The 11,521-nt window shown below is 73.8% G+C and carries 8 protein-coding genes; 2 read left to right on the top strand and 6 right to left on the bottom strand.

What is annotated here, in order from left to right:
• Positions 1-23 precede the first annotated feature (23 nt).
• On the bottom strand, positions 24-629 hold the full coding sequence (locus FYX01_RS06710) for a response regulator transcription factor (RefSeq protein WP_150238596.1): 606 nt from the start codon (positions 627-629) through the stop codon (positions 24-26).
• A 240-nt stretch (positions 630-869) separates the two neighbouring features.
• Between FYX01_RS06710 and FYX01_RS06705 the strand changes: the two genes are divergently transcribed.
• Positions 870-2,585, top strand: coding sequence for a S1C family serine protease (locus FYX01_RS06705; RefSeq protein WP_150238594.1), 1,716 nt, complete (start codon positions 870-872; stop codon positions 2,583-2,585).
• A gap of 94 nt (positions 2,586-2,679) precedes the next feature.
• Here the strand turns inward: FYX01_RS06705 and FYX01_RS06700 are convergent, their stop codons facing one another.
• From FYX01_RS06700 to FYX01_RS06690, 3 genes are all read right to left on the bottom strand, one after another.
• Positions 2,680-4,203 (bottom strand): sensor histidine kinase, encoded by a 1,524-nt coding sequence (locus FYX01_RS06700; RefSeq protein WP_150238593.1) that lies wholly within the window; start codon positions 4,201-4,203, stop codon positions 2,680-2,682.
• Complete coding sequence (locus tag FYX01_RS06695; protein WP_150238723.1) at positions 4,200-4,898, bottom strand: response regulator transcription factor; 699 nt, start codon at positions 4,896-4,898, stop codon at positions 4,200-4,202. Before FYX01_RS06695 ends, FYX01_RS06700 begins: the two co-directional genes overlap by 4 nt.
• An 83-nt stretch (positions 4,899-4,981) precedes the next feature.
• Positions 4,982-5,929: an HpcH/HpaI aldolase/citrate lyase family protein gene (locus FYX01_RS06690; protein ID WP_150238591.1), complete on the bottom strand. Its 948-nt coding sequence runs from the start codon at positions 5,927-5,929 to the stop codon at positions 4,982-4,984.
• Positions 5,930-6,109: 180 nt separating this feature from the next.
• Here FYX01_RS06690 and FYX01_RS06685 point away from each other — a divergent pair, with 180 nt between their 5' ends.
• Positions 6,110-8,452 carry a molybdopterin-dependent oxidoreductase gene (locus FYX01_RS06685; protein WP_150238589.1) on the top strand — a complete coding sequence of 781 codons (2,343 nt, stop codon included), beginning with the start codon at positions 6,110-6,112 and terminating at the stop codon, positions 8,450-8,452.
• Between the two features lie 34 nt (positions 8,453-8,486).
• On the opposite strand, the gene FYX01_RS06680 is transcribed toward FYX01_RS06685, so the two are convergent.
• The gene (locus tag FYX01_RS06680) at positions 8,487-10,682 is read right to left on the bottom strand and encodes a PrsW family intramembrane metalloprotease (RefSeq protein WP_150238587.1); all 2,196 of its coding nucleotides are present in this window, start codon (positions 10,680-10,682) and stop codon (positions 8,487-8,489) included.
• Positions 10,683-10,886: 204 nt separating this feature from the next.
• The gene (locus tag FYX01_RS06675; protein ID WP_150238585.1) at positions 10,887-11,513 is read right to left on the bottom strand and encodes a DUF6518 family protein; all 627 of its coding nucleotides are present in this window, start codon (positions 11,511-11,513) and stop codon (positions 10,887-10,889) included.
• Positions 11,514-11,521 lie beyond the last annotated feature (8 nt).

Raw genomic sequence — 11,521 nt, 5'->3', positions numbered from 1 at the left:
GAGGGCCCGCGCCCCGGAGGGCTTCAGAGCCAGCCCATGTCCTGGGCCGTGCGGATGGCGGACATCCGGTTGTCGGCGCCGGTCTTGCCGATGGCGTTGGAGAGGTAGTTGCGCACGGTGCCCTCGGTCAGGTGGAGGGCGGCCGCGATCCGGGTCACGGTGGCGCCGTCGGAGGCGGCGCGCAGCACCTCGGTCTCACGGTCGGTGAGGGGGCTCTCGCCTCCGGCCATGGCGGCGGCGGCGAGGTCGGTGTCGATGTAGCGGCCGCCCTCGTGGACACGGCGGACGGCTCCGGCGAGCTGGTCGACGGGGGCGTCCTTGGCCAGGAAGCCGCGCGCGCCGGCGGAGAGGGCGCGGCGCAGGTAACCGGGACGGCCGAAGCTGGTGAGGATGACGACGCCGCAGTCGGGGGCGCTCCTCCCGAGCTGGGCGGCGACCTCCAGGCCTGTGGCTCCGGGCATCTCGATGTCCAGGACGGCGACGGCGGCGCCGTACCGCAGGACGGCGTCGGCCACCTCGTCGCCACGCCCGACCTCGGCGACGATCTCCAGGTCCTCCTCCAGGCCGAGGAGGGCGGCGATGGCCCCTCGGACCAGGTGTTCGTCATCAGCAAGAACGATTTTGATCAAGGTCGGCTCTTCTCCGGCGTCTCGCTTGAGAGTCAGCGCGGTATCGTTTCGGACATTGCAGTGCATACAGTGCCTACGGAAGCCCGCACCGGAGGAACGGACCGATGGAGCCCGGGCCCGATCCAACAGTGCGCAAAGGGGACTCGAAACCCTGGTGTATCGGGCTCTCACCCTGTTCTAACCCATGCGCCGCATGATGGATCCCGTCACTGAACATCGTCCCGCCAGTCGGAGGATGCGTTGAACGCCAACGAACCGAGTGCAGGTACCGAGCCCGGTGCGGCGTCCGGGAGCCAGCATCCCGCCGGGCCCGCTGACCAGCCGGTGGCCTCCAACCCGTATGAGGAGTACTCCTCCACCGGCGATGGGGCCCGAACCCGCGACGGGGAGCCCGAGGAGGCCGGGCCCCAGCCGCCCGCCGACGCTCCCGGGGCCCCGCGGTCCGGTGAGCGGACCGGACCCCAGCGGTCCGGGGAACAGCCGGAGTTCCGACGTGCGGAGCCCGCCCCGGGAACCGGCCCCGGCTTCTCGCCGTCCGGGCACCCGCCGCGGTGGGCCACCGGGCCCAACGACCCGGAGCGGTCCTCCTACACCTTCCCGCCGCACGGGCCCGGCGGCCAGACCGGCGGCCAGTACGACCAGTTCGCCGCCCAGCACGGCGGCCACACCCCTCCGGGGCAGGGCGGCGGCCCCCACGGGCCGGGCGCCCCCGGCGAGCACCACCAGGGGCAGTACCCCTACGGTGGCGGCGGCGCGTTCGGGACGGGCGGTCACGGCGGGTACGGCGGGTACGGCGGCCATGGCGGCCAGCCTCCGTTCGGCGGTCCGCCGCACGGCTCGGCGCACGGGCCCGAGAGGAGGCGCGGTCCCGCCGGCATCATCGCCATCGCCGCGATCACCGCCCTGATCACGAGCCTGCTCGTGGGGCCGGCGACGGCCCTGGGCACCGCCTATCTGCTCCCCAACGGCCTGAGCGGACCGGTCAGCTCGCTCAGCGGGGAGCCGGAGGGCACGCAGACCCAGGGCGCCGTCGGCGAGGTCGCCGACACGATCCTGCCGAGTGTGGTGTCCATCCAGACGCCCACCGGCGGCGGCAGCGGTGTGATCATCTCCTCCGACGGCCAGATCCTGACCAACGCGCACGTGGCGGAGGCCGCCCAGAGCGGTCCGATGGAGGTGCTGTTCAACGACGGGACCTCCGCGCGCGCCGAGATCCTGGGCTCGGACCCGGTCTCCGACATCGCGGTGCTCAAGGCGGAGGGGCGCAACGATCTCCAACCGGCCGAACTCGGCGACTCCGAGGAGGTCGGGGTGGGCGCCCAGGTGGTCGCGATCGGCTCCCCGCTGGGCCTGACGGGCACGGTGACCACGGGTGTGGTCAGCGCGCTGAACCGGCCGGTGAACACCGGCACGGCCGAGAGCGCCAACGGACAGACCTCCACGGTGATCAGCGCGATCCAGACGGACGCGGCGATCAACCCCGGCAACTCCGGCGGTCCGCTGGTGAACATGAACGGCGAGGTGATCGGCATCAACACCGCGATCGCGGGCATCTCGCAGGACAGCGGTTCGGTGGGCCTGGGCTTCGCCATCCCGATCAACCAGGTGCGCCCGATCGCTGAGCAGCTCATCGAGGACGGCACCGCGAGCTACCCGGCCATCGAGGCGACCATCACCAACTCGCCTGTGGGCGGTGCCGAGATCGTGGACGTGACCAGCGGCGGCGCGGCCGCCGAGGCCGGTGTCCAGACCGGTGACGTGGTGGTGTCCGTGGACGGCGAGGAGGTGTCCACGCCGGACGAGCTGATCGCGCAGATCCGGGTCCGCCAGCCCGGCGATGAGGTGACGCTCGGGGTGCTGCCCGGCGGCACCGGCCCCGAGGAGGAGGTCACGGTGGCACTCGGGGAGCAGAGCTCCGACGCGGCCCAGACCGAGACCGGGAACGAGGGGGACTGAGCGGGCGCCGTCACCGGTTCTCCCGCCTAGGGGCGGTCCCGGACCCGAGGGTCCGGGACCGCCCCTCCCTCCGTTTCGGGGCCGCGGCCGGGGCTCACCCCGTACCCGTCGGCCCCTCCCCGTCCGACGGCGTGAACACGGGCAGTTGGAAGCCGATGACGGCGCCGCCGCCCTCACGGTTACGGGCGAAGACCCGGCCGCCGTGGGCGTGCGCGATCTCCCTGACCATGGACAGTCCGAGTCCGGAGCCGGGCAGGCCGCGGGCGACGGTGGCGCGGTAGAAGCGTTCGAAGACGTGGTCGAGCTCGGCCGGGGCGATGCCGGGTCCCCGGTCCATGACCTCCACGGCCCCGCCGCGCACCCGGATCTCGATGGGCGCGGTTCCCTCGGGGTCGAACTTGGCGGAGTTCTCGACCGGGTTGGCGACGGCGCGCTCCAGGGAGCCGGGACGGCCCCACACGACGCTGTCGTCGGCGTCCACGACGATGTCCCGTCCGGTGCGGCGGTGGGTGCGCCTGGCGACCCTCTCCGCGACCTCGGCCAGGGAGACGGCGCTCATCGGCTCGTCCTCGTGGTCCCCGGTGGCCAGGCCGACCAGCTCGTTGACCAGGGCGGTCAGCTCGCGTGTCTCGCCGCGCAGGTCCTCGATGAGGCTGTCGCGCGCGTCCGGGCTGAGCCGGTCCACCCTGCCGAGCACCTGCACGTTGGTGTACAGGCTGGTCAGCGGGGTGCGGAGTTCGTGTGCCGCGTCCTGGACGAGGCGGCGCTGATCGTCCTTGGAACGGGCGAGGCGGGCGAGCATGGCGTTGAACGCGCTGCTGAGGCGGCCGACCTCGTCCCGTCCGGCCTCCTCCAGGCCCTCCCGGCCCTCGCCGCTGCGTCCGGAGTCGACCGGATCGAGCCGGCCGGTGGAGCTGACGTACTCGGCCGCGTCGGTGAGGCGCACCAGACGGCCGGTGGTGCGGTGGCCCACCAGCCAGCCCACGGCGGCCGCGCACAGGGCGACGAACAGGCCCACCCACAGGATCTGGGTGGCGAGCCGGTCGAGCATCAGCTCGGTGGGTGAGAGCGCCTGCAGGAGTTGGAGGGCCCCGCTCCCGTCTCCGGCCGAGACCGTGGCCAGCCGGTACTGCTGGCCGTCGATGGTCTGCTCGCGCATCTCGACGATCCCGGGTCCGTCCTCCGCCGCGATCTCCAGGTCCCGTTCCGAGGGCTGGAAGAAGATGACCTCGGACGGGTCGGCGACGGTGACCGTCCTGCTGCCGTCGGGGCCGAGGAACTGCAGCTGGAGGTTGTGTCCGGACAGGAGCGGCCCTGACCCGGAGGGGGCGCCTCCCTGGTCGTGGAGGCTGACGAGTTTGTCGGACAGGTCGGCGACGGTGTTCTCGAACTCCCTCTCGACGTCGGCGCGGATGAGCGCGGCGGCGGTGGTGTAGGCGAGGGCGCCGACCAGGGTGATGACGACGGTGGCGACCAGCGCGAAGATCACCGCGAAACGGGTGCCCAGCCGCCAGTCGCGCGGGCGCACCAGCACGCCCCGCCACCACGGGCCGGTACCGCGGCCGGACGGATCGGCGTGACCGGACGGTCCGGTGTGGCCGGGGTACACGGGGGTCATCCCTGCGGGCGGAGCGTGTAGCCGACTCCGCGCACGGTCTGGATGAGCGGTGGCCCCCCGTCCTCCAGCTTCCGGCGCAGGTAGCTGATGTAGACGGCGAGGTTCTTGGACTCGGGACCGAAGTCGTAGCCCCAGATGCGGTCGTAGATGGTGGAGTGGTCCAGCACGATCCCGGCGTTGCGGACCAGGAGTTCGAGGAGGTCGAACTCGGTCTTGGACAGCTCGACCTCGCGCCCGCCGCGCCAGACCCGGCGGGCGCGCGGGTCCAGGCGCAGCTCGCCGACCCGCAGCGGCCCCTCGTCGTCGGCGTCCTCGGAAGCGGGCGCCGCGCGACGCAGCAGGGCGCGCAGCCGGGCGAGGAGTTCGTCGAGCTCGAAGGGCTTGGCGAGGTAGTCGTCGGCCCCGGCGTCGAGCCCGGCCACCCGGTCGGGCGTCTCCACGCGCGCGGTGAGCATGAGGATGGGTGTGCGGTCGTGCTCGGCGCGCAGCACCCGGGCCACGCCGAGCCCGTCCACGCCCGGCATCATCACGTCGAGGACGAGCAGGTCGACGGGTTCGGCGTGCACGGCGGCCAGGGCCTGGACCCCGTCCGGGACCGTCCGTACCTCGTAGCCCTCCAGTTGGAGCGCGCGTTGCAGTGAGTCCCTGATCGCGCGGTCGTCGTCGGCGACCAGGACCGTGGCGGTGGCTTCCATGGCGCTCATGGTTCCGTATCAGGGTGAGAAAGCGGTAAGAGACCGGCGGCGTGCGCGTCGGATCCGCGCCGGTCGGGCGCCGGTCAGGCGCCGGGATCGAACTCGCGGGTGCGCCTGAGCCCGGCCGCACGGCCCTTGCCCGCGACCACGAGCGCCATCTTGCGGGAGGCCTCGTCGAGCATCTCCCCGCCGAGCATGACGGCGCCGCGCCGGTCCACGGTGGTGGCGTGCGCGTAGGCGTCCAGGATCAGCTCGGCGTGGTCGTAGTCCTCCTGGGTGGGCGCGAACACCTCGTTGGCGGCCTCCACCTGGAGCGGGTGCAGGACCCACTTGCCGTCGAAGCCGAGGGCGGCGGTGCGCGCGGCGGACCGGCGGAAGGCGTCCACGTCGCGGATCTGGAGGTAGGGGCCGTCGATGGCCTGCAGGCCGTTGGCGCGGGCGGCCGTGAGGATGCGCATGAGCACGTAGTGGTAGGCGTCACCGGTGTCGTAGCCGGGCGGCTGCTCGCCGACGACCAGGCTCTTCATGTTGAGGGAGGCCATGAAGTCGGCGGGCCCGTAGACGAGGGCCTCCAGGCGGGGCGAGGCGGCGGCGATCTCGTGGACGGCGACCAGGCCGCGGGCGTCCTCGATCTGCGCCTCGATGCCGATCCGGCCGACCCGCAGCCCGGCGGCACGCTCGATCTGGGTGAGGAGGGTGTCGAGCCACTGCACGTCACGGGCACCGGTGACCTTGGGCAGGACCAGGGCGTCGAGTTCGGCCCCGGCGCCCTCGACGACGGCGATGACGTCACGGTAGGCCCACTCCGTGGTGACGTCGTTCACCCGGACCGTGCGGACCCTGTCGCCCCAGCCGCCGTCGTTGAGGGCCCGGACCACGGTCCTGCGGGCGTCCCCCTTCTCCAGGGGCGCGACCGCGTCCTCCAGGTCGAGGAAGAAGGCGTCCACGTCCAGTCCCCGGGCCTTGTCCACGAACCGGGGGTTGGACCCCGGTACCGCGAGCACCGATCGCCGTGACCTGAGTTCACCCATCGCCGTTGTCCCCCGCTCCGCTCGACCACGTGTGTGGTTGTGCCTGGATGACTGTGGTTGTGCGGCTGCCGCCGGACCGTGGCCGGGCCGCCGCCGCGCGGACCATCATCGCACCGGGTGGTGCATAAAGTGGGACTCGGGCCCCGGCGGGGCCCGAGGAACACCAGGAGGTACACCAGCATGTCCGCCACGTCGTCGCATCCGACCAGCGCCCACTGGGGCAGCTACCAGGTGCTCGTCAGGGATGACCGCGTGGTCGGGGTGAGCCCGGACCCGGACGACCCGGCGTCCTCCCCGGTGATCGCCAACACCCCCGCCGCCCAGCACCACGCCTCGCGGGTGGCGCGCCCGGCGGTGCGGCGGCGCTGGCTGGAGCACGGCCCGGGCCCGGACCCGCTCCGGGGCGACCCGGACGACGCCTACGTCGAGGTGGAGTGGTCCACGGCCCTGGACCTGCTCGCCGGGGAGCTGGACCGGGTGCGCCGCGCCCACGGGAACGCGGCGGTCTACGGAGGCTCCTACGGATGGGGCAGCGCGGGGCGGATCCACCACGCGCAGAGCCAGCTGCACCGGTTCCTCAACACGATCGGGGGGTACACGCGGTCCCGCGCGACCTACAGCCACGGCGCCGTGGAGGTGCTCTTCCCCAGGATCATCGGCACCCCGGCGGCGAACCGGCTGCTGCACCGGGCCCCGGCGTGGACGCGGATCCGCGAGCACACCGACCTCCTGGTCACCTTCGGCGGGCTGCGCGTGTCCAACACGTGGACGTCGTCGGGGGGCCGGGCGGTCCAGACCGCGGCTCCGGCGATACGCGACGCCTCCGGGTCCGGAGTGGAGTTCGTGTCGGTGTCACCGCTGCTGGACGACACCCCCGACGACGTGAGGGCCGAGTGGGTCTCCATCGTCCCGGGCACCGACACCGCGGTGATGCTGGCGCTGATGCACGTGCTGTTCACCGAGGGCCTGGCCGACACGGGGTTCCTGGACCGGTACACGGTCGGCGCGGACGTGTTGCGCGCCTACGTGATGGGCGAGCGCGACGAGAGGGGTGTCCCGGGCGGGACCGAGCGCTCCCCGGAGTGGGCCGAGCGGATCAGCGGGGTCGCGGCCGGCGAACTGCGGTCACTGGCCCGGCGGATGGCCGGGCGGCGCACCCTGGTCAACGTGGGGTGGTCGGTGCAGCGCGCCCGGTACGGCGAGCAGCCGCTGTGGGCGGGGCTGGCCCTGGCGTGCTGCCTGGGGCAGGTGGGACTGCCGGGAGGCGGTTTCGCGTCCGGCTACGGGTCCATGGGCAACTACGGCGGCGGGGCGACGCCCCTGGGGCTGCCGAGGATGCCTCAGGGCGGCAACCCGGTGGACTCGTTCATCCCGGTGGCGCGGGTGGCCGACATGCTGCTGGACCCGGGCGGCCGCTACGACCACGACGGTGAGGAGCGCCGCTACCCGGACGTGCGGCTGGTGTACTGGGCGGGCGGCAACCCGTTCCACCACCACCAGGACCTGGCGCGTCTGACCAGGGCCTTCGGTCGGCCGGAGACCGTGGTGGTACACGAGACGCACTGGACGGCGACGGCGCGGCACGCCGACATCGTCATCCCGTCCACGACGGTGCTGGAACGCGACGACATGGCGGCGAGCCAGGGCGACCTGAGCGTGCGGGCGATGCCGCGCGCGGTGTCGCCGCACGGGCAGGCGCGCGACGAGTACGACACCTACACCGACCTGGCCGAGCGGCTCGGTGTGCGGGAGGAGTTCACCGAGGGCCGGACCAGCGGTGAGTGGACTCGGGTCGTCTACGAGCGCTGGCGCTCGCTGGTGGCGCGGCACGGCCTGGAGGTACCCCGGTTCGAGGAGTTCTGGGAGCGCGGGCGGGTGGAGATGCCCGGCCGTGTGGAGGACGAGGCCCTGCTCGGCGAGTTCCGCGCGGATCCGGAGGGGAGTCCCCTCCGGACGCCGAGCGGGCGGATCGAGCTGTTCTCGGAGACCATCGCGTCGTTCGGCTATGAGGACTGCCCCGGGCACCCGGTGTGGCTGCCGGGTCCGGCGGTGACCGGTGGTGCGGACGGGGAGGCCGAGGGCTTCCCGTTGGTGCTGGTGGCGAACCAGCCGAGCGGACGCCTGCACAGCCAGCAGGACATGGGCGCGCACAGCATGTCGCAGAAGGTCGGGGGGCGTTCGCCGCTGCGGATGCGCCCGGAGGACGCGCGAGCGTGTGGCGTGGCAGACGGGGATGTGGTGCGGGTGTCGAGCGCTCGGGGTTCGTGCCTGGCGGGCGTGGTGGTGAGCGAGGCGCTGCGGCCGGGTGTGGTGCAGTTGTCGACCGGTGCCTGGTACGACCCCTCCGTGGAAGGCGTGACGTGCGCGCACGGGAACCCGAACGCGCTGACGGAGGACGTGGGGACGTCCGCGCTGAGCCAGGGGTGCACGGGTCAGCTGACGCGGGTGCGGGTGGAGCCGTTCGACGGCGGGGTGCCGCCGGTGCGCGCGTTCGATCCGCCGAGGGGCGTCACCGCAGGCTGAGGTCCGCCGGAGGCGGCCCGGGCCGACGGACGGATCAGCGGGTCAGGAGCCGGTCCACGCGCCGGGGCAGGAGCAGTCCCACCAGGCCGAGGACCGCGTACCCCGCCTGGCCGGGGGCGAGCATCCCCAGGATCGCGCCGGTGTTCGCCGTGGGCGCGCGCAGGAACTCGCGCATACGCGGGTGGGCGTACGGCACACCGTTGCCGGACAGCAGCAGGGTGAGCACCGCGGCCACGACCGCGGCGGCCCAGGCCGACTCGACGGCGGTCAGCCCGCCCAACCACCCCTGGATCCGGTCCAGCGCCACGAACGCGTAGGCGGTCCGCTCGTTCCCGTCCGGGCCGAGCGGGGCAGCCGGCGCGGTGACAGCGGCGTACACCCCGGCGGCGTACATCGCCGCCACCGCCCCGGTGACCCCGCCGGTGGCCGCCAGCCCCAGCCGCCGGGCCAACTCGCGCGACTGCCGGGTGAGTTCCTCCTGCGAGGGATGGTGGCGCCGGGGCCGGCCCGCGGACCGGGCCTCGCCCATCGCGTTCCCCCGCCGCAGGCGCAGGAACCGCCAGGTGTCGCAGAGCACTCCGGGCCCGCGCCGCGCGGCGATGGTCGCGACGGCGAGTTCGTGGACGATCGTGGACAACGTGGTGGCCAGGGTGACCGGCAGGTCCACCCAGGACAGCGCCATCCGGCGGAACAGCGGCGCGATGTCGGCGGGCACACGTACGCGCATGGCCACGGAGCGGCCCCGCGCCCAGCGGCGCAGGCGCGCCAGCGGCGGCTGCCCGGGCAGCGGCGGCGTGGACTCGGCCGCGGTCGCGATCATCCGGTGGTCCATGGCGACCGCGCACAACAGCAGCAGCACCAGCAGCCACGGCGTGAGGACCCCGCCTCCGAGAAGTCCGTGTACGAGGTCGGAGGCCGGGTGGAGCGCGGCGTTGGCCAGCCGCGCGTTGAGGTTCAGGTGTTCGAGGAACGCCAGGATCAGCGCGACCGGCGGCAGCAGCCGCACCCAGGCCCCGTAGCGCCGGCCCACGACCGCCAGGCCGAGTGCCGCCCCGACCAGGCCGGTGGTGACGGCGTGTCCGGAGAAGACCGCCAGCACGGTACCCGCCGGGTCGGTGACGGTACTTCCGCCGGGCAGGAACAGGCCGCCGTCGGCGGAGAGGTCCGGGCCGCCCAGGGACACCTCGGTGAGCAGGCGTTCGGCGAGCTGGAACCCGGCCCCGGATGCGGCGGCCAGCAGCAGGAAGTCGACGGCGGCCAGACGGCGCAGCCGTCGGCGGGCCGCCAGGGCCAGGAACAGCAGCGGGAGGAGCTTGCCGATCTCCTCCACGGACACGGCGACGTAGGTGTAGCCGAGGACGCCGTAGGGGTCGGTGCCCAGCAGCCGGACCACGGCGGCCTCGGAGAGGGCGAGGGGCCACAGCAGGAGCGCGCCGAAGGCGGCCACCCGCAGCAGGGCGGCGAAGGAGACGGTGCGCGAGCGCGCCAGCCAGGCCAGCTGGAGCAGCAGCACGAAGGCGGCGGCCAGGGCGGGCAGCGCGGCCTCCAGGCCGGGGACGGCCAGGGGTGCCACGAGCAGGGCCACCACCATGAGCCACCCCCAGGCGCCGCGCAGGGCGCGCAGGGACCGGACCGCGCGCGGGGAGCGCCGACGGGCCCGGTCGACGCCCCGGACCAGGCGCTCGGCCAGGTCCGGGCCCGGCCCCCGGGGTCCACGTGCGTGACGGGCCCCGGTCCCGGCGCAGTCGTAGAGCTGGGCGGCCCGGGTGAGGACGGAACCGCCCTCGGCACGGGCACGCGCGCCGAAGTGCGCCCGGGCCTGGGGGATGTCCGCCCCGACGAGTTCGCGGACGAAGTCGGCGGGCCCGGCGGCGACGGTGAGCTCGTCCGCGGTGACCAGGACGGCGGCGGAGAAGTCCTCGACGCAGACGAGGAAGTCGGTGGGCACGGGGCCCCAGCCGCGGACGAGGTCGATGAGGGTGTCGGTGTCGAGGGGGACCTCGGTGACGGGGTCGTAGGAGAACTCGGGCCGGGTGCGGCAGACCAGGAGCCGGTCGACGCCCATGGCCCGGCCGGCGGCGACGACCGCGCGGACGAGGTTGCGGTCCCGCGGCACGAGGAAGGGGGTGGTGACCTTGCCGTCGGCCCTGATCCAGTGGGGGTCGAACTCGGTCGCCCCGGCACAGACGCGCAGCACGAGGTCCCGCGCGAGCATGGCCTGTTCTTCCATCACATTCCTCGTGCCTTACGGGGGGGGGCGAAGACGCGGGGCCCGTCCTGTCACCTTTCCGGACGAGTCGGCCCCGACCGAGCATAACGGTGGGGCGTCCGGACGGGGAGGGCACCGTGGAGCCCGCGGCCCGGGGCCGGGGGCGGCGGCGCGTTCGCCGGCCGAGGAAGCGAGCGGGTACCGCGGGAACAGGTCGGCGCGGTGTCAGAACCACCACGTCAACGGGTTCCCGGAGTAGACGGCGACGAAGGCGGTGGCCGTCACCGCGGTGACGGCCACCGCCGTCAGGACCGGGCGGGCCCCGGGAAAGCGCAGCAGGCAGGCCCACACCAGGAGGGCGCCCCCTCCGGTGACCGAGAGCGCCCAGTAGACGGGCGAGGTCGTCTCCAGGATGTACAGGAACCCGTACACGCCCTCGCCTATGAGCACACCGCACAGAACGCCCACGCCCCAGGGCGCGAACGCGCCCCGGCGCCGCAGGGACTCGGCGCCCAGCCCCAGAACGGGACCCGCGGTGACGGCGGCCGTCAGCCAGAAGAGCGTAATGCCGGCCGAGGCGGAGTAGCCGCGCAGGACGGAGGCGAGGTCGTAGCCGAGCACCATGGCCGCCAGTGCCAGGACCCCGACGGCCGCGCCGACCCACCGCCGCGTCGCCAGGAGGGCCAGCAGGAACGCCGCGGCGCTCCAGGAGCCGCTGGAGTTGGCCAGCGATTTCAGGGCGAACGGAAGCCATCCCTGGGCGAACGATGTCAGCGCGCCGATCACCAGACCGCCGAGGGCGGCGATGGCCAGGGGCACCAAGGGGGAGGCCGTCTTCGTGGTCGTGTCCATGGCAGCGC

This window comes from Nocardiopsis quinghaiensis (assembly GCF_008638365.1).
Taxonomy (GTDB): domain Bacteria; phylum Actinomycetota; class Actinomycetes; order Streptosporangiales; family Streptosporangiaceae; genus Nocardiopsis; species Nocardiopsis quinghaiensis.
The sequence above is the reverse complement of the archived record's forward strand: the minus strand, read 5'-3'. Positions and strand labels throughout refer to the sequence as shown.

What these genes read in the sequence shown, in the direction of transcription:
- FYX01_RS06700 (WP_150238593.1), bottom strand. Translation starts at nt 4,203, where the DNA reads ATGACCCCCGTGTACCCCGGCCACACCGGACCGTCCGGTCACGCCGAT.
- FYX01_RS06695 (WP_150238723.1), bottom strand. Translation starts at nt 4,898, where the DNA reads ATGGAAGCCACCGCCACGGTCCTGGTCGCCGACGACGACCGCGCGATC.
- FYX01_RS06690 (WP_150238591.1), bottom strand. Translation starts at nt 5,929, where the DNA reads ATGGGTGAACTCAGGTCACGGCGATCGGTGCTCGCGGTACCGGGGTCC.
- FYX01_RS06685 (WP_150238589.1), top strand. Translation starts at nt 6,110, where the DNA reads ATGTCCGCCACGTCGTCGCATCCGACCAGCGCCCACTGGGGCAGCTAC.
- FYX01_RS06680 (WP_150238587.1), bottom strand. Translation starts at nt 10,682, where the DNA reads ATGGAAGAACAGGCCATGCTCGCGCGGGACCTCGTGCTGCGCGTCTGT.
- FYX01_RS06675 (WP_150238585.1), bottom strand. Translation starts at nt 11,513, where the DNA reads ATGGACACGACCACGAAGACGGCCTCCCCCTTGGTGCCCCTGGCCATC.